At 73.3% G+C, this 26,536-nt stretch carries 18 protein-coding genes; 14 read left to right on the plus strand and 4 right to left on the minus strand.

The window, feature by feature from the left end:
- Positions 1–271: 271 nt before the first annotated feature.
- Together WME96_RS08210 and WME96_RS08215 are read right to left on the minus strand one after the other, a co-directional pair.
- The gene (locus tag WME96_RS08210) at positions 272–1,756 is read right to left on the minus strand and encodes a UdgX family uracil-DNA binding protein (RefSeq protein WP_437289613.1); all 1,485 of its coding nucleotides are present in this window, start codon (positions 1,754–1,756) and stop codon (positions 272–274) included.
- Positions 1,753–3,000, minus strand: coding sequence for a putative DNA modification/repair radical SAM protein (locus WME96_RS08215; RefSeq protein ID WP_437289614.1), 1,248 nt, complete (start codon positions 2,998–3,000; stop codon positions 1,753–1,755). Before WME96_RS08215 ends, WME96_RS08210 begins: the two co-directional genes overlap by 4 nt.
- Before the next feature lie 222 nt (positions 3,001–3,222).
- Here WME96_RS08215 and WME96_RS08220 point away from each other — a divergent pair, with 222 nt between their 5' ends.
- The 3 genes from WME96_RS08220 (at position 3,223) to WME96_RS08230 (ending at position 6,239) form a co-directional block, all read left to right on the plus strand.
- Complete coding sequence (locus tag WME96_RS08220; protein WP_437289615.1) at positions 3,223–4,275, plus strand: hypothetical protein; 1,053 nt, start codon at positions 3,223–3,225, stop codon at positions 4,273–4,275.
- A gap of 128 nt (positions 4,276–4,403) precedes the next feature.
- The gene (locus WME96_RS08225) at positions 4,404–5,258 is read left to right on the plus strand and encodes a hypothetical protein (protein WP_437289616.1); all 855 of its coding nucleotides are present in this window, start codon (positions 4,404–4,406) and stop codon (positions 5,256–5,258) included.
- A gap of 126 nt (positions 5,259–5,384) precedes the next feature.
- Positions 5,385–6,239 carry a DMT family transporter gene (locus WME96_RS08230; protein ID WP_437289617.1) on the plus strand — a complete coding sequence of 285 codons (855 nt, stop codon included), beginning with the start codon at positions 5,385–5,387 and terminating at the stop codon, positions 6,237–6,239.
- A gap of 139 nt (positions 6,240–6,378) precedes the next feature.
- On the opposite strand, the gene WME96_RS08235 is transcribed toward WME96_RS08230, so the two are convergent.
- The gene (locus WME96_RS08235) at positions 6,379–7,491 is read right to left on the minus strand and encodes a VWA domain-containing protein (RefSeq protein WP_437289618.1); all 1,113 of its coding nucleotides are present in this window, start codon (positions 7,489–7,491) and stop codon (positions 6,379–6,381) included.
- Between the two features lie 308 nt (positions 7,492–7,799).
- Between WME96_RS08235 and WME96_RS08240 the strand changes: the two genes are divergently transcribed.
- The 8 genes from WME96_RS08240 (at position 7,800) to WME96_RS08275 (ending at position 19,270) form a co-directional block, all read left to right on the plus strand.
- Positions 7,800–8,345 carry a response regulator gene (locus tag WME96_RS08240; protein ID WP_437289619.1) on the plus strand — a complete coding sequence of 182 codons (546 nt, stop codon included), beginning with the start codon at positions 7,800–7,802 and terminating at the stop codon, positions 8,343–8,345.
- Complete coding sequence (locus tag WME96_RS08245; RefSeq protein WP_437289620.1) at positions 8,345–10,603, plus strand: chemotaxis protein CheA; 2,259 nt, start codon at positions 8,345–8,347, stop codon at positions 10,601–10,603. Before WME96_RS08240 ends, WME96_RS08245 begins: the two co-directional genes overlap by 1 nt.
- Complete coding sequence (locus WME96_RS08250) at positions 10,596–11,132, plus strand: chemotaxis protein CheW (RefSeq protein WP_433934669.1); 537 nt, start codon at positions 10,596–10,598, stop codon at positions 11,130–11,132. Before WME96_RS08245 ends, WME96_RS08250 begins: the two co-directional genes overlap by 8 nt.
- 56 nt (positions 11,133–11,188) lie before the next feature.
- Positions 11,189–11,680 carry a chemotaxis protein CheW gene (locus tag WME96_RS08255; protein WP_433934670.1) on the plus strand — a complete coding sequence of 164 codons (492 nt, stop codon included), beginning with the start codon at positions 11,189–11,191 and terminating at the stop codon, positions 11,678–11,680.
- Entirely contained in the window at positions 11,677–13,866 is a 2,190-nt protein-coding gene (locus WME96_RS08260; RefSeq protein ID WP_437289621.1) for a HEAT repeat domain-containing protein, read from the plus strand. Before WME96_RS08255 ends, WME96_RS08260 begins: the two co-directional genes overlap by 4 nt.
- Positions 13,863–14,804 (plus strand): CheR family methyltransferase, encoded by a 942-nt coding sequence (locus WME96_RS08265; protein ID WP_437289622.1) that lies wholly within the window; start codon positions 13,863–13,865, stop codon positions 14,802–14,804. The genes WME96_RS08260 and WME96_RS08265 overlap by 4 nt, the downstream gene beginning before the upstream one ends.
- Before the next feature lie 93 nt (positions 14,805–14,897).
- Positions 14,898–15,980 carry a chemotaxis-specific protein-glutamate methyltransferase CheB gene (cheB, locus tag WME96_RS08270; protein ID WP_061605839.1) on the plus strand — a complete coding sequence of 361 codons (1,083 nt, stop codon included), beginning with the start codon at positions 14,898–14,900 and terminating at the stop codon, positions 15,978–15,980.
- A 353-nt stretch (positions 15,981–16,333) separates the two neighbouring features.
- Positions 16,334–19,270 (plus strand): transglycosylase SLT domain-containing protein, encoded by a 2,937-nt coding sequence (locus WME96_RS08275; protein ID WP_437289623.1) that lies wholly within the window; start codon positions 16,334–16,336, stop codon positions 19,268–19,270.
- Between the two features lie 109 nt (positions 19,271–19,379).
- On the opposite strand, the gene WME96_RS08280 is transcribed toward WME96_RS08275, so the two are convergent.
- A complete protein-coding gene (locus WME96_RS08280) occupies positions 19,380–19,721 on the minus strand; it encodes a cupin domain-containing protein (protein WP_437289624.1) in 342 nt (113 codons plus the stop codon).
- Between the two features lie 417 nt (positions 19,722–20,138).
- On the opposite strand from WME96_RS08280, the gene WME96_RS08285 reads away from it, so the two are divergent.
- The 3 genes from WME96_RS08285 (at position 20,139) to WME96_RS08295 (ending at position 26,488) form a co-directional block, all read left to right on the plus strand.
- Positions 20,139–22,463, plus strand: coding sequence for a protein kinase domain-containing protein (locus tag WME96_RS08285; RefSeq protein WP_437289625.1), 2,325 nt, complete (start codon positions 20,139–20,141; stop codon positions 22,461–22,463).
- Positions 22,464–22,691: 228 nt separating this feature from the next.
- Positions 22,692–24,227, plus strand: a complete 1,536-nt coding sequence (locus tag WME96_RS08290) for a protein kinase domain-containing protein (protein ID WP_437289626.1) — start codon at positions 22,692–22,694, stop codon at positions 24,225–24,227.
- 5 nt (positions 24,228–24,232) lie between these two features.
- Positions 24,233–26,488 (plus strand): protein kinase domain-containing protein, encoded by a 2,256-nt coding sequence (locus tag WME96_RS08295; RefSeq protein WP_437289627.1) that lies wholly within the window; start codon positions 24,233–24,235, stop codon positions 26,486–26,488.
- The last annotated feature ends 48 nt before the right edge of the window (positions 26,489–26,536 follow it).

Raw genomic sequence — 26,536 nt, forward strand, 5'->3', positions numbered from 1 at the left:
GCTCATGGGGCCGGGGCGCCGTGGGCGCAATCCTGCCAGAACGGCGAGGGGGTGAGGGGTGAATGGGAAGAATTGAACCACAGAGGCACAGAGGGCACAGAGGGGAGAGAGGGAGATAAATAATCAGACCTCTGCTTTTTCATCCTCTTTTTTCTGTCCTCTGTGCCCTCTGTGCCTCTGTGGTCCGATCTCTGCTGCCTTCCACGATGTATCGAGTCGATCGAAGGGCCGCTGAGCTCAGCGCGGACCGTCGTCGACATGGGCAGGTACTTTAGCGTTCGCTGCGCCCCTGTCGGCTCCCGTGCTCCTCGCCCGCGAGCAAGCTCGCCGCCTTCGCGAGATCCGCCTGGAAATGCGCCCGCGCCGCCGCGCGCGCCGCCTCGTCCGGCATGCGCAGGAGCGCCGCCGGGTGGTAGGTCGCCATCCACGACTCCGCCCACGGCGTCTTGAAGACCTGGCCGCGGCTCTGCGTGACGCTGAACCGACCGCCGAGGAACGAGCGCGCCGCCGTCGCGCCGAGACACACGATCACGCGCGGCCGCACCGCCTCGACCTCCGCCTGGAGCCAGGCGCGACAGGCCTGGATCTCCGGGCCGACGGGCTTCGCGTGCAGCCGGCGCTCGCCGCGCGGCTCCCACTTGAAGTGCTTCACCGCGTTCGTCACGTAGATGCCGCCGCGCGACAGGCCCGCTCCGGCGAGCGCCTCGTCGAGCACGCGCCCCGCCGGCCCGACGAACGGCCGGCCGCAGAGGTCCTCCTCGTCTCCGGGCTGCTCCCCCACGAGCATCAGCGCCGCGTCCGCCGGACCCTCGCCGAACACCGTCTGCGTCGCCCGCTCGCACAGCGCGCACGCCTGGCACGACGCCGCCGCCTCGCGGAGGACGGGGAGCGCGCGCGAGCCGGGCACGTACGCCTCCGCCGCGCTCGCCGCCCCGCTGCGGCTCGTCTGCATCGCGTCGACGCGCGACGCCGCGTCCCGCACGAGCTCGCTCATCACCGAGAGCTCCGGGAGGGTGCTCCAGTGCTTCACAGGCATCTCCGCGCGCATCGCCCGGAGGTTCACCCGCGCGGGGTTGTAGATCGCGCGGTAATAGGTGCGGAACAGCTCCTCCAGCTCGTCCTCGCGCGGCGCCGCCTCGCGCGGCAGCCCGGGGCCATAGCGGAGCTCGGCGCCGTCCCAGTGCGCCGACTCGTCCGGGGTCAGGATCGACCACGCCATCGACGGGAAGCGCCGCTCGAAGAACGGCGCGCCCAGGCGCACGATCCGGTGGTCCGGGCGGTACCACGCGACGTAGCGCTCGCCGCCGCCCTCGTCCTCGACCCGCCGGAAGCGCACGAACGCGTGCAGCTTGTGGACGTCGCGCCGCACCGCCTGCTCCAGGGCGCGCAGCCGCGCCACGTCGGGATCGGCGGCGAGCTCGAGCAGGTAGGGCTCGCCGTGGGTCAGGCGGAACAGCGCGCGGTAGAGCAGCGCGAACCGCGCCGCGTCGCGGTGGCAGGCGACCGCGGTCGCGAGGCGCATGTAGGCGGCGGGGACGCGTGGGCGCGGCGCGTCGTCGGACGCGGCGGGCGCGGCGCTGACGGGGGCGGCCGGCGCGTCGTCGGACGTGGCAGGCGCCGCGCCGAAGAGGACGCCCTGGCCCTCGGCCGCCACGTCTTCCCAGAGGACGTCCTCGGGCGGCGCCTCGCGGGCGAGCAGCGCGCGGGCGGCGTCGCGGAAGGCCTCGAACGTCGGCGGGATGGGCGCGCGGATCACAGCTCCCCGGAGCGCGCCACCTCGCGCGCCTCGAACAGGCCGAGCTGCGCCGGCGGGCGGACCCGCTGCGAGAGCCCGGCGCGGTCGAGGTCCCGCGCCGCGCTGCGGTGCTCGTCGGCCGTGACAAGGAACGGCGCCGCGCGGGCGACCGGGACGCGGAGCCGCGTGAGGTCGGCCATGCGGACCGCGCGGTGGCGGCGCATCGCGAGCACGCGGTGGACCGTCCGCACCCCGAGCCCGGGCACGCGGAGGAGCGCCTCCCGGGGCGCCGTGTTCACGTCGACAGGGAAGAACTCGCGGTGCGCGAGCGCCCACGCGAGCTTCGGATCCATCGTGAGATCCAGGTTGGGCGAGGCCGCGCCGAGGAGCTCGCCCGCGGAGAAGCCGTAGAACCGGATCAGCCAGTCCGCCTCGTACAGCCGGTGCTCGCGCGCGAGCGGCGGCGACTCGGCCGGGAGCCGCGCGTCGGCGTGCGGGATCGGGCTGAACGCGGAGTAGTAGACGCGCCGCAGCCCGTGCGCGGTGTACAGCCGGGAGGCGGTGGCGAGGATCTCCTGGTCGCTCGTTGGCGTCGCGCCCACGATCATCTGCGTGCTGTGCCCCGCGGGCGCGAACGCGGGCCGGCGCGGGCTCGGGTCGTCGCGGGCCTCGACGATCCGCGCGTGGATCTCCGTCATGGCGGCCTCGATGGCCGGCATCGTCTTCTCGGGCGCGAGCGCCGCGAGATCCCGCTGCGTCGGCAGCTCGACGTTGACGCTGAGCCGGTCGGCGTACCGCCCGGCCACGTCGAGGAGCTCGGGCGACACGCCGGGCGCCGCCTTCAGGTGGATGTAGCCGCCGAACCGGTGCTCCTCGCGCAGCGACCGGGCGACCGCCACGAGCTGCTCCATCGTGTAATCAGGGCTCTTGAGGACTCCCGAGCTCAGGAACAGCCCTTCGATGTAGTTCCGCCGGTAGAAGTCGAGCGTGAGCGCGACCACCTCCCCGGGCGAGAACCTCGCGCGCTCCACGTCGCTGGACAGGCGGTTCACGCAGTACTGGCAGTCGTAGATACAGACGTTCGTCAGCAGGATCTTGAGCAGGGAGACGCAGCGGCCGTCCGGCGTGTAGCTGTGGCAGATGCCCATACCTTCCGTGCTGCCGATCCCCTGCGGCAGAGCGGGGCGGCGGGAGCCGCTGCTCGCGCACGAAGCGTCGTACTTTGCGGCGTCCGCGAGGATCGCGAGCTTTCGCTTGAGCTCCATGAACCGGACCAACCTTGGGGACTCCGCCCCTCTTGGCAAGGCCCGCGCGGGGAAAACGCATGTCAGGCAAGCGGCTTTCGGCCGCGTGGCCGTCGTGATCGCGTCCGTGTCGATGCGCCTCGTGACGCGCTGCGCGCGACGGATGAGTCGACAGATGAGTCGGCTCGTTCATGCTCGCTCGCCCCGACCGTCGTGTGTTACTCCGGAGGAATGCGAACTTTCTTGAGGAACGCAGTCGTCCTCATGTCGGCTGTCGTCGGCTCGAGCCACGCCGGCTGCGGCGACGATGGCGCTCCCGCGGTGGGGAGCCAGTCCGGGTCAGGCGGCCTCGGCGGCGCCAGCGGCAGCGGCGGTCTCGGCAGCAGCGAGGGCAACGGCGGTCTCGGCGGCGGCGCCGGCGAGGGTTCGTCTGCATCGAGCAGCGCCGAGGTGTCGAGCTCGACCGGCGCCGGGGGCGGGGACGCGGCCCTCATCGACCGGTTCGGGATCGCGATGCTGCGGCCGACGCTGCCTTCCGGAAAGGCGTGGTTCTCGACATGGGACAACGGCGTCGCGCGCACGTTCTCGGGGATCGACCCGGCCGACGCCTGGTTCGACGCCGACCATGGCGATGCCTCCTATGACACCGACGGCCAGGGGATCCTCGAGATCAGCGGCGACGTCCCGCGGATGTACGTGCACGATCCCGCGCTCGCCGACCCGTGGACCGACGTCGAGGTGACCGTGTATTTCCTGCGCGCCGACGACGACGGGACACCTTATGGAGGCCTCGTCGCCATGGCGCGCACCAACCACGGCACGATCGGCGACGAGGACGTCAACAGGTGCGATACGCGAGGGATCGCTGCCCGCATGCGCTACGACGGCAAGGTCGATTTCGAGAAGGAGACGAGCCACCCCGCCTCGACGGCCATCCTGGGCAAGACGTACTGGGAAGGCGGCATGCCGGAGCAGGTCTGGATAGGCTACAAGCAGCTCGTCTACGATCTGCCGAACGGCGATGTGAAACAGGAGCTCTGGATCGATGAGACCGACGGCGCGAACGGCGGCGCCTGGGTGAAGATCCACGAGCACGTCGACCAGGGGACCGACTTCGGCGTGGGGGGCGAGCCCTGTCAGCCGGGGATCGATCCCGCGATGCGGCTCACCCGGGAGCCGACCCGCCCGGGCTCGGAGACCGGCAAACCGAACCTCAGCGTCTATTTCCGGAGCGACGGGGTAGGCCCCGGCGGTCTCCTGTACAAGAAGGGAAGCATCCGGGAGATCGTGCCTTGACCGGCGCGCGCGGGCCTGTCGGCGCCCGCGCGTCGAGGCCAGCGCGGTTGGCGCGAGACGCCGGTATGCCTCGAGCGGGCGTCCCGGTGGGGCTTTACGCACGGCGCGACTTCGCCGATCCTTGTGCAATGCACCTACGTCTCGTTCCTGCTCTGGCTTTCGCTGTTGCGCTTCATGGCTCCGGGTGTTCGGACGCCGGCACCGGGGATCCCGTCGGCTCCGGCGCCGGCGGCGCCGGGGGCGCGGGGGGTGGTGGCGGGAACGACCTCGGTGAGATCGCCGGGGGGGTCGGTGGGGGGAGCGGGCTCTCGACCGACGTGAGCGTGATCATCACGGCCGACAACGCCTATGGCTTCGGCTATGGGACCGGCGACAAGCTCCTGAATTACTTCGGCGGCGTCGAGAACCTCCTCGCGGACGAGATCTTCTCCTGTCCCGTCGGCCACGGGCCCGAGTCGTACACGGTGCCGGCCCGGTCCGCCGACGCCGGAAACTATCTCTACATCGTCACCTATGCCGACATCCTCACGACGCAGGGCGTGATCGGCCAGTTCTTCCGCGAGGGCGCCGAGCCCGTCTTCACCGGTAACGGCGCGTGGGAGGTCTGCGCGACCGGCGAGGACTACGATCTCGGCTCGCACGGGCCGACGCTGGAGGCCGTCAACCAGCACATCGCGCGCTGCAACGGTGGAGATCTGGATCCGCAGACGACAAGCGGCGGCTGGGTGACGACGGAGGTGTCCGAGCGCGGTCATGTCGTGTTCGGCGAGGCGAACGACACCCCCCGAGACGACCCGCAGCCCGGCAACGAGTTCCCGATCGTCTGCGGCATCGACGAGGGGGCCCGGTGGATGTGGTACGAGTGGAACCCGAGCCGCACCACCGGCAGCCCGTTCCTGTGGCCCGGCGGCAGCAGCAACGTCATCAGGGATTTCTTGATCTTCCGGCTCGGCGCCGAGTTCATCCCCGAGCCGCCGCGCTGACCGACTGCCAGGCTCACGGCCCAGGGGGATCGTGAACCGTCAGGGCGCCAGGAGACGAGACGTTCTCTCCTGGGCGCCCCCTGAGCATCGCGTCCATGTTCCGCTAGGCTCGGCGCCCGCACCCTCATGGTCCGCGCTCGCCTGATGATCCTCGCCGCCGCCGTCCTCTGGTCCACCGGAGGCGCGGCCATCAAGCTGATCTCCCTCGACGGGTGGCAGGTCGCCTCGGGCCGCGCGCTGGTCGCGGCGCTCGCGCTCGGCCTGGCCATGCCCGGCGCGCGCCGCTGGCCCTCGCGGCGCGCGCTCGCGGTCGCGGCCATCTACGCCGCCGTCATGGTGCTGTTCGTGCTGGCCACCAAGCTGACCACCGCCGCGAACGCGATCTTCCTCCAGTCCACCGCGCCCGTGTACGTCCTGCTGCTCAGCCCCTGGCTGCTCGGCGAGCGGCCCTCGCGCGGCGAGAAGCTCGCGGCGCCCGTCTTCATCGTGGGCCTCGGGCTCTTCTTCCTGGACCAGCTCTCTGCCGGACAGCTCCTCGGCAACGCCCTCGCGCTCCTCTCCGGGCTCGCGTTCGCGCTGAGCGTGATGGCGTTCCGCGCGACCCCGGACGACAACCCCGTGGTGCTCGTCTGGGGCAACCTCCTCGCGTGCCTCGGCGCGCTGCCGATGGCGCTCGGCGGCGCGGCCCGCCCGGGGCCGCTCGACCTCGCGCTCCTCGTGTTCCTGGGCGCGGTGCAGATCGGCCTGTCCTACGTCCTGTTCAGCCGCGGCCTGCGCCACACGCCGGCCGTCGAGGCCTCCCTGCTGGCGCTGGTGGAGCCGGTGCTCAACCCCGTCTGGGCGCTCCTCTTCGTCGGGGAGCGCCCAGGGCTCTGGTCGACCGTGGGCGGCGCCGTCATCCTCGGCGCCACCGTCTGGCGGACCCTGCACGCCGCGCGCGCCGCGCCCCCGCAGGCGACGCTGCCGAGCTCACGCGCGTGAGCGCGGTGGGGGAGTGGGGGAGTGGGGAGTTGGGGGAGGGAGGCGCGCCTCGCCGGGACGCGCGCCCCGGTGAATCAGGCTCGCCGGACGGCGCAGCCGGTTCGCGGCGCCGCGCCGCGATGCGCGGCCGAGACGCCTGTCACTTCGCCTCGACCTTCACGCCGGCGCTCGCCTTGAAGTTCGCCTTCGCGCCGCCGCCGCCGTTGCCGTCGCCGTCCACCGCGGGCGCGGTCGCCTTCAGATCGAACGACGGCGGCGTGTTGGGATCGCACTCCGGCGGCGGCCCGAACCCGTCGGCGTTGAACTTCCACGAGACCGAGCCCGACGCCGAGGGATCCTTCCGGATCGCCTTGATCTCCACCTCGTGCTCGCCCGCGCGCGCCGGCGTGCAGTACGAGAACAGGTAGAAGCGCTTCATGTGCGCCTCGATCTTCGCCGCGATCTTGTCGAACGACTCCTTGACCTTGGCCTGGTCCGCCGCGAGCTCGGTCCCGTCGCGCCCGATCTCGTCGAGCCGCGCCTTCTCGATCTCGGCGCCGACGCCGACGACGAAGATCTGGTAGTTCTCGTACTCTTCCTTGTCGAGCTCCTTGAGCATGTCCTCGCGGCTCACGCGGTTCGCGCGATCGGTGCCGTCGGAGAACACGACGAGCGTGCCGAACTTGAGCGGCCGCCGGTCCTTGTCGAGCTGCTTCTTGAGCTCGCGGACGCCCTCGACCACGCCGCCGTGGAGGTTTGTCGACGTGTCCTTGGGCTTGTAGCTCCGGAGCCCCTCGAGGCCGCCCTGGACCGAGCCCTGCGCCTCGGTGAACGGGACGACGGAGTGGATTTTTGCCTCGCCATCGAACGCGTAGACGCCGACCTTCTGGCTCTTGCCGACCCGGTCGCTGAACGACTGCGCGGCGTCGACGAGCGCGTCGGCCTGGCCCGACTCGGTGATGCTGCCGCTCATGTCGACGAGCAGCATCGTGTACATGACCGCCGCGACCTCGGGGTTCTGGATGGTCTGCTTGCTCTCGAACGTCGAGACGAGGTCGCCGTCCTCGTAGATCTCGAAGTCGGCGGCCGTCAGGCCGCCGACCGGCTCGTCCTCGCCGGCGTCGACGCTGAAGAACACCCAGACGTTGTTCGGCTTCTTCTGGGCGGAGTTGATCCGGGTCACCCGCAGTCCGCCGCCGCAGGCCACGCTCGAGAGCGCGAACAGGGCGGCGAGCAGGATCCGGAACGCTGGAGAACAAAGGAGAGTTTTCACGGGCGGGATTAGCGCGCATCGGGCGCCGCCGTGTCAATTCGCTGCGCGCAGGCAGGCTGCCTGGCGGCGGGCGCGCCGGCCGAGCACGGCCGGGCGGGGGCCGGGAGCGCCGCTTCCACGGCCGGCGGCGCCGCCGCGGCGTCCCCCGCGGCCGCCTCGCCGGTCCGCGCCCGGGGGCCACCGCGCCGGTTTACAGCGGGAAGGAGACCGCCGTACATAGGCCGGCGCACCTCCGAGGAGCGCGCCGGGCGCCCCCCGCCGTCAGCGAGTTGCTCCTACCCAGCGGATTTCCGTTACCCTGTCGCCGCATGGCACGCATCCTGATCGTCGAGGACTCGCCGGCAATGCGAGCGTACGTACGCTCGACGCTCGAGGACTGCGTCGTGGGGCTCGCGGGCGACGTCGACATCGTGGAAGCCATGAACGGCTTCGACGCGCTCCGGCTCCTGCCGCGCGGCGCGTTCGACCTCGTGATCACCGACATCAACATGCCCGACATCAACGGGCTCGAGCTCATCCGCTTCGTCCGGCAGAGCGACCGCTACCGGCGCGTCGGCATCCTCATCATCTCCACGCAGGCGGCCGAGCGCGACATCCAGCGCGGGCTCCGCCTCGGCGCGGACCTCTTCCTCCCGAAGCCGTTCACGCCCGAGGCCCTGCGGGACGCGGTGGTCGCCTGCCTCGACGGGCGCGCCCAGCGCGCCGCCGACGGTGACACCGACGTCTCCGAGCTCGCCGGCGACGCCCCGCTGACGGGCCTCGCCGGCGACGTCCGTTCCCCGCCGCCCGAACGCGCCACGGAGCCGGTGACCCGCACCAAGCAGCCCGGCTCCGGCGAGGAAGGCGGCGGCTGATGGTGGACAGCGGCGATCGCGCGCGCGAGGAGTTCTTCTCGGAAGCGCAGGAGATCGTCGAGGGGCTCGGGCGCGACCTGCTCGCGCTCGACGAGGCGGTGCGGACCAACAAGATCGACCCCGACGTCATCAACGACGTCTTCCGCGCCGTCCACACCCTGAAGGGGCTCGCCGGGCTCTTCGGCGCGACCCGGATGGCCACCCTGTCGCACGAGCTCGAGGAGCTGCTCGACAACCTGCGCCTCGGCCGCATCGAGATCAGCGCGTCCGTCCTCGACCTGCTGTTCCGCAGCGTCGAGCTCTACGGGCGCATCCTCCAGAACGAGAAGGACGGGCGCGACGCGCCCATGCCCGAGGTCGACGACCTCCTCCGCCAGCTCCACCAGGACGCCGGCCCGAGCGCGGCCGGCCTCCCGGACGACAACTACGACCTCGATCCGGGGCTGCTCTCCGTGCTCACCGAGTACGAGGAGCACCGGCTGCGCACGAACATCGCGAGCGGGATGACCCTGTTCCGGCTCCGCGTGCAATTCCACCTCGCCACGATCGACCAGGCGCTCGACGACCTGAAGATCACCGCGAAGCCGTACGGCGAGATCATCACCTACCTGCCGACGGGCGCCGGCGCGGACCAGGACTCGATCGAGCTCGACATCCTCATGGCGTCGCGCGCGCCGCTCGAGGAGCTCCAGCGCGCCCTGCACCAGGCCGGCGCCGCGGTCGAGGAGATCCCGCGGCGCAACAACAACGGGCACGGCCGCGTCGCGCCGCCGGGGATGCCGTCGATGTCGGCCGCGCTCCGCGGCGGCGCGCCCACGGGCGTGTCGCGCGCCGTCGACCTGACCGGCTCGATGGCGGCGAGCCCGCCGTCGAGCGCGCGCGGCAACCGCAAGGGAGAGCTGAGCTCCATCCGCTCCGTCGCGCAGACGGTGCGCGTCGACATCCACAAGCTCGATCGGCTGATGAACATCGTCGGCGAGCTCGCCCTCGTCCGATCGGCGCTCGGCCGCCTCGTCGAGCGGCTCCGCGCGGCGCCGACGGAGCGCGAGCTGAGCCTCGACCTCCACCGGCTCCAGCGCACGTTCGACCGGCACCTCGCCGCCATGCAGGCGGGCATCCTCGAGGTCCGGATGGTCCCGCTCGGGCAGGTCTTCGACAAGCTCGCGCGCGTCGTCCGCCAGATCAGCCGCGACGCCGACAAGCTCGTGAACCTCGTCATCACGGGCGCCGAGACCGAGGTCGACAAGCTCATCGTCGAGGAGCTCAGCGACCCGCTCATGCACATGATGCGCAACGCCATCGACCACGGCATCGAGTCGAAGAGCGTGCGCGAGGCGGTGGGCAAGCCCGCGGTCGGCACGATCGCGCTGAACGCCTTCCAGAAGGGCAACCACGTCGTCATCGAGATCGAGGACGACGGCAAGGGCATCGACGTCGACAAGCTCCTCGACGCCGCCCTGCGCCGCGGGGTCATGACCCCGGAGGACGCGCGCACCACGAGCTACCGCGAGGTCCTGAACCTCATCTTCCAGCCGGGCATCTCGACGAAGACCGACGTGAGCGAGATCTCGGGGCGCGGCGTCGGGATGGACGTCGTGAAGACGAACATCAGCAAGCTCGGCGGCGTCATCGACGTGCACAGCGAGCCCGGCATCGGCACCAAGATGACGGTGACGCTGCCGATCACGCTGGCCATCATCAGCGCGCTCATCGTCCGCGTCGCCGACAGGCTCTTCGCCATCCCGCTGACCAACGTGCAGGAGGCGGTCGCGCTCGACGAGGCCACGGTGCGCCAGATCGACGGCCGCGAGATGATCACGCTGCGCAACAGCACGCTCCAGCTCTGCTACCTCGCGCGGCTCTTCGGCCTGAACGAGGAGGAGGAGCTCAGCGCGCGCATCGCCGGCCTGCTCGGCGGCGCGCGCGGCGGCTCCGCGGCGCGGCCCGCCGTCGGCGGGCGGCGCGGGTCCGACGGCCGCGCGACGCTCGGGCTCCGGGAGGGGAGCAAGCGCAAGTACATCGTGGTGGCGTCGGTCGGCGCGCGCAGGCTGGGGCTCGTCGTGAGCACGCTCATCGGCCAGCAGGACGTCGTGATCAAGGCGCTCGGCCCGTCGCTCTCGTCGGTGCGCGGCTTCTCCGGCGCCACGGAGCTCGGCGACCAGCGCATCGCGCTCGTCCTCGACGCCCCGGCGCTCATCGAGGAGATCCTCCACGGCGGGGACCGGCAGCGCAACGATCCGCGGAGCACCCATGGCTAACCTCTCCCGAAGGCACGCCCGCGTCCCTGTGTCGAAGCGGAACTCGCGCGCGCAGGCGACCGGCCCGCGGACCGAGTACCTCGCGTTCACGCTCGCGGGCGACACCTACGCCGCGCCCGTGTCGCTCGTGCGCGAGATCCTGAAGCCGCCCCCGCTCACGCCGGTGCCGCGCGCGCCGGACTCGACGATGGGCATCGTCAGCGTCCGCGGGCAGCTCGTGACCGTCATCGACCTGCGGCGGCGGATGCGGCTGCACGAGGGCGCGCCGCAGCGCCGGGCGCGCATCCTGCTCGTCGACGCGGCGAACGGCGAGACGCTCGGCCTGTTCGTCGACGAGGTCCAGCAGGTCTACCGGCTCGCCGACGCCGAGATCGAGCACGCCGCGACGGCGCTCGGCGGCGACGTCGCGGGCTACATCGCCGGCATCGCCCGGCCCATGCACGGGGCGACCGCGTCCGACGGCGCCCAGGGCGAGGCGCAGCCGCGCGTGATCATCCTGCTCGACCTGCAGGCCATACTCGCGTCCTAAGGGACGATTCGTCCGCGCCCGGGCGGCTCGAAGAGCCCGGGCGCTCGGAGGCTCAGATGCCGTTAACTGGAGAGCGAAGCCGTCCCGACCCGCAGAAGAGCCTCGTCGGCTTTGTGGTCGGCGACGTGCATTACGCGATCGACATCACGCGGGTGCGCGAGATCGTGAACCCGCTGTCGGTGACCACGCTGCCGCACACGCCGCCCGAGGTCGCCGGCGTCGCGAATCACCGCGGCGAGGTGGTGCCCGTGATCGAGCTCCGCGTGCGCTTCGGGCTCCCCCCGGTCGAGCCGAGCCGCAGCACCAAGTGGATCCTGGTCGACGTCGGCACGCACACGGTCGGGCTCGTCGTCGACGCGGTGACGGAGGTCTTCGGGACGAGCGGCGACTACCGCCCGACGCCGCCGGTGGGCGGCAGCAGCGATCTGCGCGGCATCGTGGGCGTGACGACGCACGACGAGCGGATGATCTTCGTGCTCGACGTCGGGCGCTTCATCGAGCTCGCCCTCGCGCTCGCCGCGTCCGGCGCGCTCCTGGAGGCCCCGTGAGCCGCGCCTTCGACGACCTGGGTCCGTACAGCGACCCGCGCGTGAGCGACGCGGGCGCCTGGCCGACCGAGCCCGAGTCCATCTCGCCCAGCGTGCGCAGCACGCCGATGCCGATCTCGGCCATCGCCGCGGCGCTCGCGGCGGACGACGCCGAGGAGCGCCGCCAGGGGGCCGCGCGGCTCGGCCGGGCGGACGTCGCGGAGGCGCTGCCGCTCCTGCTCCGGGCGCTCGGCGATCCCGACTGGCGCGTCCGCAAGGAGGCGACCTACGCCTGCCACCGGCTGATCCAGGCGTCGTCATCGGCCGCGCCGTCCCAGGGCGGCGCCGAAGGCGACCGCCCGTCCGCGGCCCAGCGCGGCGCCGAGGGCGACCGCCCGCCCGCGGCGCAACGCGGCGCCGAGGGCGACCGCCCGGCCGCCGCCGAGGGCGAGCGCCCGTCGGCACCGCAGCTCCTCGTCGGGGCGCTGCTCGACGCGCTGCGGACCAGCGACGACGTCGGCCTCCGGAACGCGGCCATCGAGGTGCTCGGCTACTGCGGCCGCGACGCCACGCCGGCGCTCGTCGGCGCCCTCGGCGAGCTCGCGGGCGACGAGCGCAAGCTGGTCGTCGACGCGCTCGGCCGCACGCGGGACCCGGCGGCGCTCGACGCGCTCTACGCGACGCTCGGGGAGAAGGACGACAACCTGCGCCAGAGCGCGATCGAGGCGATCTCCGGGATGGGGCTCATCGCGCGCGAGCGGGTGACGGACATCCTCTACGAGCGCCTCGCCGACCGCGATCGCTTCGTGCGGCTGACCGCGCTGAACGGCCTCAACGGCCTCGAGGCGCCGGTGCCGTGGCGGGTGCTCGCGCCGCTCATCGACGACCCGATCCTCCGCTCGTCGGCGCTGGTCGCCGCCGCGCTCGCGGAGAGCCCCGAGGCGCCGCGGGCGCTCTGCGCGGCGCTCGCGACGGCGCGCGGCGGCGCGTTCGCGCAGCTCGTGCGGGCGCTGGCGCGGCTCGCGGAGGGGCCGCTCGCGTCGCACGTCGTGACGTCGCTCCGGGCGGCCCCGCTCGAGGTGGGCGCCCGCCTCGTGCAGGCCGCCGCCGCGCTGGGCCCCGGCGGCGCGGAGCCCCCGTCGTGGCGCGGCCTCGGCGCCGATCCGGTGAGCGGTCGCGCGCAGGCGCTCGTGCTCGCGGCGATGGCGCGCGCGCCGGGCGCGGCCGACGCCGCGGTGCAGGCGATGATCGAGCCGGCGCTTGTCGAGACGGCGCAGCGCGCGCTCGGCCTGCTCGGCGAGGAGGCGCTGCCCGCGGTGCTCGCCTACCTCGAGCGCCACGTCGATCCCGACCCGGATCTCTGGGAGGGCCTCGACGACGCGACGGCCGCGCTCATCGACGGCGCTGTCGCGATCGCAGAGCAGCGCGGGCGCGCGGGCGACCCGGCGCGGCCTGCCCCGGACGCCGCGGCCGATCCGTCGCTCGACGAGCTGCTCGGCGCGGTGCGCCGGTCGGTCAAGAGCCCCTCGACGCTCGTGGCGACGAGCGCGCTCTACGGCCTCGCGAAGATCGGGGCCGCGGACGATTTCGACCTCGTCGTGTCGCAGACGCGCGCCATCTCGCTGCCGGTCGCGCGCGCGGCGGAGAGCGCGCTCGCGGGGCTCTCCGAGCGCTACCCCGAGGCGGCGCGCGCGCTCGCGCGGCAGCTCATGCAGGCCGAGCGGACGCACCTCGCCGCGGCGATCGTGATCGAGGCGCTCGGCTCGGCGGATCCGGAGGAGCTCGCGTTCCTGAGGAGCGCCGCGTCGGCGGGCGACGTGCGCGCGCGCCGCGCGGCCGTGACCGCGGTCGCCGCGGCGGCCGGCGTCGCGGCGCTCGACGTGCTGAGCCTCTCGCTGGCCGACGAGGAGCGGGAGGTCCGCCTGGCGGCGGCGCGCGCGCTGGGCCGCCTGTACGCGTCGCTGTCGGACGCCGATCCTGCCGGCGGCGAGCGGGCCCGCGCCCGCGAGCTGCTCGGGCTGGTGCGCGCCTCGGGCGAGCCCGAGCTCGTCGCGGCCGCGGCTCAGGGCGGCGCCCCGTTCCGCTCGGACCCCCCCTGGAGCGACGCGGGGGATCGGCTGAGCGCGCCCGTCTCGATCGAGGTCGGCGAGGGCGCCGTGTCCACTCCGGGGATGTCCGGCGGGCCGCCGTCGGGGAAGGTGCCGTGAACCGGCGGCGGGACGACGAGATCCGCCTCTTGCCCGACGAGTTCCAGCGGCTGCGGGATCTGTTCAACAAGCACTGCGGGCTGCAGTTCGGGCCCGAGGCGCGGACGTCCATGGAGCGCCGGCTCCGCGAGCGGATCGTGGTGCTCGGCCTCTCGTCGTTCGCGCAGTATCACGAGTACCTGCGCTTCCACAGCCGCGGGCGCACCGAGCTCGACGAGGCGATCGAGCTCATCACGGTCAACGAGACGTACTTCTTCCGCGAGGACTACCAGCTCCGCGCGCTGACGACCGAGATCGTGCCGATGATCGTGAAGGCCGGCGGCGCCAAGAGCCGGCTGTCGATCTGGAGCGCGGGCTGCTCGACGGGCGAGGAGGTCTACTCGATCGCGATCACCGTGCGGGAGTCGGGCGCCGCGGATCGCCGCGAGGTCCGCGTCTTCGGCAGCGACATCTCGCGCCGCTGCGTGGTGGCCGCGCGCAAGGGGGTGTACGGCGCCTCGTCCTTCCGCGTGACGCCCCCCGAGCTCAAGCGGCGGTACTTCACCGAGCGGCCGGACGGGTTCCACGTGGTGGACGAGCTGCGGTCGCTCTGCCAGTTCGGGCACCTGAACCTGCTCGACTCGTCGCGCGCGGCGGTGGTCGGGCGCGTGGACGTCATCTTCTGCCGCAACGTGCTCATCTACCTGGACGAGGAGTCGCGGCGCCGGGTGATCGACATCTTCTACGAGCGCCTCTCGCCCGGCGGGTTCCTCCTGCTCGGCCACTCCGAGTCGCTGCTGAACGTCACGACCGCGTTCGAGATCGTGCACCTCCGGGAGGATCTCGTGTACCGCAAGCCGGCGGCCACGCTGCGTCTCGGGCTCACGGAGGGCTCGCCGGAGCGGGGGGGCCCCGAACGTGGGGGGGCCGGCGGGGGGGCAGGAGAGGAGGGCGGATGAGGCGCCGAGGAAGTCGATGCTGTACAGGCGACGGGTGGTCCCATGGCGCCCCGGGTGGGCTAGAATGAACCTCCGGCGGAAGGTTTTGCGCTCATGACATTCGCTCCCCTGCGCGTGCTCGTCGTCGACGACTCCGCGTACAACCGGCGCAACATCGCCGAGATCTTGAGCGGAAGCGACGAGATCGAGGTCGTGGGCAAGGCCGGTGACGGCGACGACGCGCTCCGCCAGGCCGCGCAGCTCAGGCCGGACGCGATCACGCTGGATCTCGAGATGCCGCGCATGGACGGCTTCACGTTCCTGCGCATCCTGATGGCGCGGCAGCCCACGCCGGTGATCATCGTCTCCAGCTACAGCCACAAGGAGAACGTCTTCAAGGCGCTCGAGCTGGGCGCGGTCGACTTCGTGGCGAAGCCGGACCGGCAGTTCACGGCCGACGCGCAGATCCGCCGGGAGATCATCCAGAAGGTCCTGCTCGTGCGCTACCTCCGCCCCCGCTCGCCGATGCCGGCGGCCGCGGCGCCGGCCCGCGCGTCGCAGCCCACGGCGCAGCGCGCGGCGCAGGAGCCGTCGCGGCTCGGGGTCTCCCTGCGCCACCTCGTGGCGGTCGGCTCCTCGACCGGCGGCCCCACGGCGCTGCTCGAGATCTTCAACCGGATCCCGGATCGTTTCCCCGGCGCGATCCTCATCGCGCAGCACATGCCCGACAAGTTCACGCGCACGTTCGCGGAGCGGCTCGATCGCAAGGGCGGGCTCCGCGTCGTGGAGGCGCAGAACGGCGACCAGGTGGTGGCCCGCAAGGCGTACGTGTGCCCGGGCCGGATGTGCATGGAGATCGCGGTGACGCCGGGCAGCGGGGTTGGCCTGAGCGGCGACATCCGGATCCGGGTGGGCGCGCCGGCCCCTGGCGATCGCTACGTGCCGAGCGCGGACCGGCTGTTCCGGAGCGTGGCGCAGGTGGGCGGCAGCCGCGCGGTGGGCATCATCCTGACGGGGATGGGCGACGACGGGGTGAACGGCGCGCGGGCGATCCGCGCGGCCGGGGGCACGGTGGTGGCCGAGAGCGAGGACTCCGCGGTGGTCTACGGCATGCCGGGCGCCGCGGTGCGGGCGGGGGTCGTGAACGAGAGCCTGCCGTTCACGGCGATCGGCGACTTCATCGCGCTGCTCTCGTAGCGGGCGCGGCGGTTCCTCGAGAACCCCGAGAAAATAAAACCACAGAGGCACAGAGGGCACAGAGGGAGAGAATTTTCTGCCCCCCTCCGATCGGAGAGCGCCCTGCGATCGGAGCGCTCCGAGCTCTCTCTCCCTCTGCTCTCTCTTTCCTCTGTGCCCTCTGTGCCTCTGTGGTTCAAATCTCTCCCTTCATCACACATGCCTCTGCTTTGTGCTCCAGCCACCTGAACCGTTGGCACTGCAACGGTTCCCGGCTGACTGCCAAAGTTGACCCCTCGGGCGCATCGTGAGACAGGTCGGTCGCTGACATGCGGATCCGACGCGCCGCACGCAGGCTTGTTTGTCTTGTCTGGATGGCCGCCCTCTCGGGCGTCGCGTTCGACGGCGTCGCTGCGCCCGCGGCCAGCGCGGCCGAGCCGCCGAAGGCCGAGGCGAAGAAGGACGGGGCGGCCGACGGCAAGGCGGAGAAGCCTGCCCCGGCAAAGCCGGCGGCGCGCGCCGCGGCGCCGAGCGGCAAGGGCGGCGCGAAGCGCGTGGCCGCCAAGGCGCCGGCGAAGCCCGCGGCGCGGTCGAAGCCGGCGAAGAAGGGCGCGGGCAAGATCGCGCGCAAGCCGGGGGAGCCCGGCGCCCCGGACGAGGCGGCGCGGCGGGTCATCGCGGGCACCGCGACCCCGGCGGGGGCGAGCGTCGCCGAGTCGCCCGAGCTCCGCACGATGCGCGAGATCGACCAGGCGCTCTTCCCCGGCGCCACGCCGACCGCCGGCCCTGCGTGGCCGGTCGACGGCACGCTCCTGCTCGGCGCGGGCGAGCCGCGCCTCGAGGCGTCCGGCCTGCCGCCCTCGGGCCTGACGGCCGCGCCGGTGCAGGCCGAGGAGACCCGCGACATCTCCTGGCTGCGGCAGCTCGAGCTGCCCGAGATCCCGGTCCGCTGGGACGGCCGGGTCGTGCGCTACCTCGAGTACTACAAGGACGACCCGCGCGGCCGCTCGGCCGTGGCCACCTGGATCAAGAAGAGCGGCCGCTACGGCGCCGCGATCCGCCGCGTCCTCCGCGAGCAGGGGCTCCCGGAGGACCTCCTCTGGCTGTCGCTCGTCGAGAGCGGCTTCGACCCGACCATCCACTCCCCGGCCGGCGCCGCGGGCCTCTGGCAGTTCATGCCCGAGGGCGCGCGCATCTACGGCCTCACGGTCGACCGGTGGATCGACGAGCGCCTCGACCCGGAGCGCTCGACGCTCGCGGCGGCGCGGTACCTCTCGGATCTGCGGCGGCGCTTCGGCGGCTGGGAGCTCGCGTTCGCGGCCTACAACATGGGGTACGGCGGGCTGCTCGCCTCTATCCGCAAGTACAACACGAACGACTTCTGGGAGCTGTCGCGGCTCGAGGCGGGGATGCCGCTCGAGACGGCGCTCTACGTGCCGAAGATCCTCGCGATCGCGATCGTGGCGCGGAACCTGAAGGTCTTCGGCTGCGACGAGCTCGAGCTCGACCCGGCGGTGACGTTCGACAAGATCTCGCTCGGCTCCGGGGTGTCGCTCCAGTCGGTGGCGGCCGCGACGGGGGCGGGGTCGCCGGAGATCGAGGCGCTGAACCCGCAGCTCGTGGCGAAGCGCACGCCGCCCTCGCCGGTGGACGCGAAGGAGCAGGCGCGCTGGGAGATCCGGGTGCCGGCGGGCGCCGGGGCGCGCGCGGCGAAGTCGATGCCGAAGCTCCTCGAGCGCGAGCCGAAGCTCGAGCGGTACCTGGTGCGCTGGGGCGAGTCGCTCGACGACATCGCGACGTTCCGCGGGACGACGCGGTGGACGCTGCAGTCGCTGAACGGCCTGCGGGCGGGCGAGCCGGTGCGCCCGGGGACGCTGCTGTTCGTGCCGGCGGCGGAGGGCGTCGGCGTCGCGGCGGCGGAGCACCTGCTCGCGAACGGCGCGCCGCTGTCGTCGGAGGCGAAGCCGGTCGTGGTGGTCCCGGCGCAGCGCTTCTCGTACGAGGGTCGCCGGCGCGTGTTCTACCGGGTGGTCGCGGGCGACGCGCTCCGGGATCTCGCGGCGGTGCTGTCGGTGACGCCGGACGAGATCTGCCGCTGGAACACGCTCGCGCCCGGGGCGTCGCTCCACGAGGGCATGACGCTCCAGCTCTTCGTGCCGAGATCGCAGCGCCACGAGGGGGTCTTCCTGCTCGACGAGGCCGACGCGCGGGTGATGGAGGTCGGCTCGGAGCAGTTCTTCGCCCACTTCGAGGGGCTGAAGGGTCGCAAGCGCATCGAGATCGCGGTGCGCGAGGGCGACTCGTTCAGCACGCTCGCGACCCGGTACGGCCTGAGCGTGGGCAGCCTCGAGCGGATCAACCAGCGCTCGCGGCGGAGCGTGCTGATGCCGGGCGACCGGCTGGTGGTGTACGTGCCGACGTCGCATCGGGACGATCCGCCGCCGGTGGAGCCGCGCGAGGACGACGTCCGCGTGGCGTCGGCCCAGGCCGCGGGCGCGGTGGACGACGGCGACAAGGCGGCGGCCGCCGTGCCGGTGAAGCCTGCGACGGCCGCCGAGCCGGTGAAGGCGGCGGCGGCCGAGCCGGTGAAGAAGGTGGCGGCGGCCGAGCCGGTGAAGGCGGCAGCGGTCGAGCCAGTGAAGAAGGCGGCGGCGGCCGAGCCGGTGAAGCCGGCGGTGCTGGCGACGTCCGGGACCGCAGCAGGCGCAGGCGAGACGAAGCCGGCGAAGGCCGAAGGGAAGGCCGCCGAGGGGGCGGGCGAAACGAAGCCGGCGAAGGCCGAAGGGAAGGCCGCCGAGGGGGCGGGCGAAACGAAGCCGGCGAAGGCCGAGGCTGGCGCGGGCGAGACGAAGCCGGCGAAGGCCGAAGGGAAGGCCGCCGAGGGGGCGGGCGAGACGAAGCCGGCGAAGGCCGAAGGGAAGGCCACCGAGGGGGCGGGCGAGACGAAGCCGGCGAAGGCCGAGGCTGGCGCGGGCGAGACGAAGCCGGCGAAGGCCGAAGGGAAGGCCGCCGACGGGGCCGCGGAGACGAAGCCGGCGAAGGCGGAGGGGAAGACCGAGTCCGGCGCGGGCGCCACGAAGCCGGCGCGGGCCGAGGGCGCGAAGGCCGAGGCGGGCGCCGGGGAGAAGCCCGGCGGCGCGGGCGCGGCGGCCACCGGCGATCGGGCCGGCGCTGCGGCGGAGGAGAAGAAGGCTCCCGAGGGCGAGAAGAAGCCCGCGCCGGGCGGCGCGGACGAGAAGACCCCGGCGGGGCGCGCCAAGGGCGCGCAGGACAAGGAGAAGCCCGCGACGGGCGGCGGCACCGCCCTGTGATGTCGCGTGGCACGGCAGCCGAGCTCAAGCGAGCTCGGCTGTCGAGGGGAGCTGTCGAGTGGAGCCGAGACCACCCCGCGTCGAGATCGGGTCTCGCCGGCGTGTTTTCTCAGGTCTCGTCCCGCCCGTGGACGCTGGCCGGCGGGCTGGTCGCCTCGACCGCGGTGAACGGTTCAGTGATTTTGTAGAAATGTGATGCCCCTTTAGGCACCGTCCACGAGTCGCCGGGCTCGAGGCGCACCATCTGCCCCTCGAGGTGCAGCTCGGCTCGCCCCTCGATCACGAACCCCACGGTCTCATAATCGCGTACGGTCGGCTGTTTCTCCTCGCCGGGCGGCTCGCGCTCCCAGAGTCGCATCGAGACCTGGACTCCGGAGGCCAGGTACTTCTGTCCCATCTGCCCTCTCGGGGAGCGGCCGGAGGAGACCTTCATGATGGTTGTGTCGCCCATGTGCGCCTCGCTTTCGTCCTCGATCGACTCGTCCGGTCACTCGCCTGGTCTGGCCAGGAGCGCGGGCGCGATCGTGGGTGCGAGCCTCGCTGACGCGGATCGGGCTTCTCCCTCTTTCCTCGTCCGTCTTTGCTCGTCGGTCTTTCGTTGCAGAGAACGTATCCCGCTGGTCCGAACTCCTGTAGGATGGATCTCACTGGAGGCGCGTCCCGTGGACCTGGGATCTGGATGGTATGTCGCGCGGGAGCGCGCGCAGGATGGGTCGCACGGGGCGAGCGCGAGGCGGTGGGGGCAGGGGGAGCGCGGCCCTGTCACCGGAGCGGCGCTGATTGACGCGGTCTTCCGGGCGCGCTCCGTGAGGGCCAGGCGCGCCGCGCTGCCGGGAAGTCGCTGATGTCGTCTCCGAAGAGTCCGACCTTGCTCTCAGCCGGCGTGCTGATCGACAGGAAGTACCGGCTCGTGCGCCAGATCGGCGAGGGCGCGATGGGCGTCGTCTGGTCGGCGGTGAACGTGGCGACCGCGCGCGAGGTGGCGCTGAAGCTGATCCACCGCCCCGAGGCCGAGTTCCGGCTGCGGCTGCAGCGCGAGGCGCGGAACTGCGGGGCGCTGCGGCACCGGAACGTCATCGACATCTACGACATGGGGGAGACGGAGGCCGGGGAGCCGTTCCTGGTGATGCAGCTCCTCACGGGCGAGACGGTGGCCGAGCTGCTCGCGCGGCGGCGCAAGCTCGAGCCGCCGGTGGCCGCGTCGATCGGGCGCGACGTCGCGCGGGGCCTCGCGGCCGCGCACGCGATGCACGTCATCCACCGCGACCTGAAGCCGGCGAACATCTTCCTGCACCGCGAGCCGGACGTGGACGAGCCGGTGGTGAAGGTGCTCGATTTCGGGGTCGCCAAGAACCTCTCGGTCAACGACGGCCTGCACACGGTGCAGGGCGGCGCTGTCGGATCGCCGCTCTACATGAGCCCGGAGCAGGTGAGGGCGGAGCCGAACGTGGATCACCGGGCCGACATCTGGGCGCTCGGGGTGGTGCTGTTCGAGATGCTGACCGGCATGCGCCCGTTCCAGGGGGACGCGCAGTCGGTGTTCATGGGGATCCTGACGGGCGAGATCCCCACCGTGTCCCGGTACCTGAGGCGGGTGGACCAGGGCCTCGTCGATCTGATCGCCCGCTGCATGCGGCGCGAGCGATCGGAGCGGATCGGCTCGGCGGCGGAGGTCGCGGCGCTGCTCGACCGGTACGCGGCGCGGGGCGTGGGCGCCGACGCGGCGCTGCGGCAGACGGCGGACGCGCCGTGGCCGCAGCCGGGCGCCGGCGGCGCGGCGGCGCAGCCCGGGTCGGGGAGCGCGGGCGCGGGCCTCGTTGCGCCGGCGTCGATCGCGGATCCCCTCTCGGTCAGCCCGGGCAGCGCGGGCGCGCTGCCGCTGGCGCTGCTCGGCGGGGGGCCGCGTGCGCCGGTGCCGGTGCAGGAGCTGCCGGGCGCGGGCGGGGTGCCGTCGATGATCGCGGGGCAGCCGGGCGCGGGCGGGGTGTCGCCGATGAGCGCGGGGCAGGCGGTGTCGCAGCGCCAGGGAAGCTCTCCGCACCTCACGGCGCCGCCGTCTGCGGGCCGTGCCCCGTGGGACGACGACATGCCGACCTTGCCGATCACGCGCGGGAGCGCGGAGGTGGCCGGGGCGGCGCGGCAGCGCGCGGGGTCGGGGCAGTATCCCGCGGCGGGGCCTGCCGCAGCTGCGCTGGTGACGCCGCTGCCGTCGGCCGTGGGGTCTGCAGCGCCCGGGCTGGCGCATCCTGGGCTGGCGCAGGCGGGCGCGGCGCAGCCGGCGCCGGGGGGGATCCCGGAGCGCGGGCCGTGGGGGAGCACGGTGCGCATGAGCGCGCCGTCGGTACCGGAGCGAAAGGCGGGGGCGAGCGCCGGCGGTCCTGCCGTTGCGCCGGGCTCCGGGAGCTACGTCGCTCCGTCGAGCTCGGTCGCGGAGTCGACCGTGAAGCTCGGTGCGGAGGCGGGCGCTGGCGCCTCGGACTCGAGGCCGGGCGCGACCACGGCGACGGGCGCCGCCGCGGCGTCGAGCACGTCGGCGCAGGCGGGGAGCTCGTCGACGACGCCGCTCGTCTCGAACCATCCGTCGGTCCATCAGACCGGCGCGTACAGGGCGCAGGGCGCTCAGGACGCCCCCCCGCACGAGGAGGATCAGCGGCGCCGGCGGACGGCCGCGACGCTGGCGATCGCGGCCGCCGCCGTGTCGCTGATCCTGGTGGGGATGCTCATCGCGATGCGGTCCGGCGGGCCGTCGCACGCCGCGCCGGAGGAGCCCGGGAGCGAGGCGCCGCCGGTGAACAGCGCCGGCGGGGACACGGGCGCGCTGCCGGAGCGCGGGGGATCGCCGCCGCCGAACGAGGCGCCCCCGGCGCGACCCGAGGAGGCGCCGCCGGCGTCCGCGCCGCCCGAGGTGCCGCCGGCGCCGAGCGCCGCTCCGTTGAACAGCGCTGGCGCGGCGCCGAGCGGCGGTACGGGTACAGCGCCGAGCGGCGGCGCGGGCGCGGCGCCGAGCGGCGGTACGGGTGCGGCGCCGAGCGGTGGTACGGGTGCGGCGGCGGGGACAGCGAGCAGCGCGAAGCCGATCCGGACGCAGCCGTCTCCTCTGGTGACGTCGCAGCCGGCGAAGCCGCCGGCGGCCTCGTGCGCTCATCTGAGGTTTCTCGAGCGGAAGCAGTGCGAGGCGAGGCTCAAGAAATAGCCGATCTCTCGGCGGATCCATCCAACTACACCTTCCGGAGCCACGGTCGTCGCCGCGTTGGCCTCGAGCGTCGCGGCGGTGACGAACACGTGTGCTGGACGCATGCCGTGCTCAAGGGCGGGGCGCCCCGCCCACGCCTTTGCTTGACGGTGCGCTGCCTCACCTGCGACAATTCTTCCCAACCGCCCTCGATCTGCCACTGCATCTGCCCTCACGCGAGCTCACTCCATGCAGTCTCCCTCGCCTCCTGCCGCGCCGCCGCCAGGTGCGCTCGTCTGCGGCAAATACCGCCTTCTGCGCCGGATCGGCGAGGGCGCGATGGGCGTCGTCTGGGCAGCGCACAACGAGGCCACCTCGCGCGAGGTGGCGCTCAAGCTGCTGGTGCGGCCCGATCCGGAGCTCCGCGCCCGGCTCCTGCGGGAGGCGCGCGCCTGCGGCGCCGTGAGCCACCGGAACATCGTCGATATCTACGATGCTGACGAGACCGACAGCGGCGATCCCTTCCTTGTCATGCCGCTGCTCTCCGGCGAGACGCTCTCGTCGTTTCTCAAGCGCAAGCGGAAGCTGGAGGTCCCCGAGGCCTCGCGCATCGCGCGGGACATCGCGCGCGGCCTCTCCGCCGCGCACGAGCGTGGCATCATCCACCGGGATCTGAAGCCGTCCAACATCTTTCTCCACACCGAGCCTGGCGATAGCAATTACGTCGTCAAGATACTCGACTTCGGCGTGAGCAAGTTCATCACCGGGCCTCAGCAGATGCGGACCGCGACAGGCATCCTCATCGGCTCGCCTGCGTACATGAGCCCGGAGCAGGTGCGGGCGCAGGCCGACATCGACCCGCGCGCGGATCTCTGGGCGCTCGGCGTGGTGATGTTCGAGATGCTCACGAGCCGGCGGCCGATCCAGGGCAGGGCGCATGAGCTCCTGAGGAACGTGCTCCAGGGCGACATCCCGTCGGTGTCGCAGTTCGTCTGGCAGATCGATCCCGGCCTCGACGCCCTGGTGACGCAGTGTCTTCAGCGCGATCGCGAGCGGAGGCCGCGCTCGGCGGCCGAGGTCGCGGCGGCGCTCGAGTCGTTCGTCACGCCGTCGGCGCCGCCGCGCGTCGCCTCGCCGCCGGGGTCGTCGCCGGAGCTGCGTCATGAGATACCGCAGCATCTGGGGAGAGGGTCGTGGGGCGGGGCTTCGTCTGGACCGGCGCCGGCGACCACGACGCCGCTCCCGCTGTCCATGGCCCATCTGCAGGCCCCGCACGGGCACGGGGCGGCATCGCCGCGAGGCGCGGGCGCGCCGCCGGTACCGCCGCCTCCGGCGGGCGGGGGCGCGGTGACGCCGGCGCAGCGGAGGTCGATGTCGAGCCATCCTCTGCTGGGCGAGCACGGGACGATCAAGCTCACCCCGGATCAGGCGGACGTCCACCGGGCGGCGCTGGCGTCGTCTCCGGCTGTTCCGATCGCGAGCGCGCCCGCGCCGAGGCCGGCGACGCCGTTCGGTGGCACCGTGCCCCTCGAACCGATCCCTCCACCGAGGCGATCGTCTCCTGAGCCTGCCCGGTCGCCGGTCGTGTGGGTCGCGATGGCGGTGCTCGCGGCGGCGCTGCTCGTGGGGATCGGCATGGCCGCGGGGTACCTCCTGTTGCGCGCCGGCGTGGAGAGCGCGGGGGAGCGCGGCGCGGGGCGTGCTACCTTCGATGGCGTCCTTTGGTTGGCGGTAGATAACGAGATCTCGCGCGCCGTCGTGCTGCGCCTCGAACAACCCTGCTGAGCTCGATGTCGAAGTCTTTCACGCAGATCGCTCCTGGCCTGGTGATCGCCGAGAAGTACAAGCTGGTGCGGCGGCTGGGCGAGGGATCCATGGGTGTGGTGTGGGCGGCGCTCAACCTGTCCACGTCGCGCGAGGTGGCGCTGAAGCTGATTCACCGTCCGGATCCCGAGCTCCGGCGGCGGCTGCAGCGGGAGGGGCGGAACGGCGGGGCGCTGCGGCACCGCAACGTCATCGACATGTACGACATGGGGGAGACCGACTTCGGTGAGCCCTTCCTGGTGATGCAGCTCCTCACCGGGGAGACGCTCGCGGAGCTCCTCCAGCGCCGGCGCCGGCTCGACGTGGACGTGGCGGCGTCGATCGGGCGCGACGTGGCGCGGGGCCTGTCCGCGGTGCACGCGCTGCACATCGTCCACCGCGATCTGAAGCCGGCGAACATCTTCCTGCACCGCGAGCCGGACGCGGACGAGCCGGTGGTGAAGGTGCTCGATTTCGGGGTCGCGAAGAACCTCGCCGTGAACGACGGCGTCCGCACGGCGACGGGCGGCGCTGTCGGATCGCCGCTCTACATGAGCCCGGAGCAGGTGAGGGCGGAGCCGAACGTGGATCACCGGGCCGACATCTGGGCGCTCGGGGTGGTGCTGTTCGAGATGCTGACCGGCATGCGCCCGTTCCAGGGGGACGCGAGGGCGGTCTTCACCGGGATCCTGACGGGGGAAATCCCGAAGATTTCCCGGTACGTACGGCGGATCGACCCCGGGGTCGTGGAGCTCGTGGCGCGGTGCATGGCGCGCCATCCGGACGAGCGGCTCGGGTCGGCAGCCGAGGTGGCGGAGCTGCTCGACGGGTACGCGGGCGCGGGCGGGAGCGCGAGGCCGGGCGTGGGGGCGGGCGCCGCGGTGGGGGGCGGGGGGATCGGCGGGATCGGCGGGATCGCCGGCGGGCCGATGCCGCCGGCGGAGGTGCCGGGGTTGCCCGGGGCGGCGTCGGCGGGGGCGCCGCTGTCGCCGAGGGGCGGGGCGGGCATGCGGGCGGGGACGCCGCTGCCGGGCGAGATGCCGACGGGGGCGCCGCTGTCGCCGATGGCGCCGCTGGGCGGCGCGGGGATGCGGGCGGGGACGCCGCTGCCGGGCGAGATGGCGCCGGGGGGGCCGCTGTCGCCGCTGTCGCCGATGGCGCCGCTGGGCGGCGCGGGGATGCGGGCGGGGACGCCGCTGCCGGGCGAGATGGCGCCGGGGGGGCCGCTGTCGCCCGTGGCGAACGCGGGGTTCGGCGTGGCGCCGTTCTCGCCGATGGGCAGCGCGGGGCCGGGAGGGGCGCCGCCGGTGCGGATGCCCAGCGGGTCGCCGGCAGAGGCGCCGTTGTCGCCAAGGGGCAGCGCGGCGTCGGAGCCGGTGTGGAACGCCGAGCTGACCCAGAAGCTCGATTTCGATGCCATGCCGCCGGCCCCGGAGCCCGGGACGGGCGCGCCGCCGGCGCCGGCGTGGAGCCAGGATGAGCCGGGGAAATCGGCGACCGCGCCGCTGGCGCCGAGCCCGGAGGTGAGCCGGGCGGTGCAGCCGGGGCAGCCGTCGCCGTGGGCAGCGCGACCGACGCCGCTCCCCATGCCGTCGGTGCCGGCGACGGCGCCGCGACGACAGGACATCTGGAATCGCCTTCCCCCTCGTCCGGTCCTGGCGGCGCTGGCCGCCGGCGCGGCTGGCTTGCTCGGCGTGGTGCTCTTCTTTGCGCTGCGCTCGCCAGCGCCCGCGGAGAGCGCTGCCGCGCCTGAGGTGCTGCCGGAGGCCGGCGTCGAGGCCGACGTGACCGCCGCCAGGCCGACGGAGGCGCCGCCGCCGACGGCGACGACGGCTGTGCCTCAGGCGTCGGCTGCGCCGGAGCTGCCCGGGATCGACGAGCGGGCGGATGCGGGCGTGGCGGACGGCGCGGCGGGCGCGGCGAACAGCGCGGCGGGCGCGGCGCCCGCAGGCGCGGAGCCCGCGGTGGCGGAGCAGAATCAGCCGGCGGCGCCGGCGGTGTCGTTGGCCGCGGCGCCGCCGCGGACCCCGGCGCTGCAGCCGGCCCCGGCGCCGGTGCGGTCCGTCGCTGCGGCGCAGCCCGGGGTGAAGGCTCCCGTGCAGCCGACGGCCGCGCCGTCGCGATCGGCGCAGCAGCCCGCGGCCCGGCGGCCGGCTCCGGATCCCTGCGCGGGGAAGACGGGGTTCATCCGGACGAACTGCCTGCGGGAGCAGGCGAGGAAGAAGGACCCTTACGCCCCCTGAGCGGTGCCAGGCGGGCGGGCGCGTGGCGCCGTGATTCCACCCGCGCAG

This window comes from Sorangium sp. So ce406 (genome assembly GCF_051474675.1).
GTDB lineage: Bacteria > Myxococcota_A > Polyangia > Polyangiales > Polyangiaceae > Sorangium > Sorangium cellulosum_G.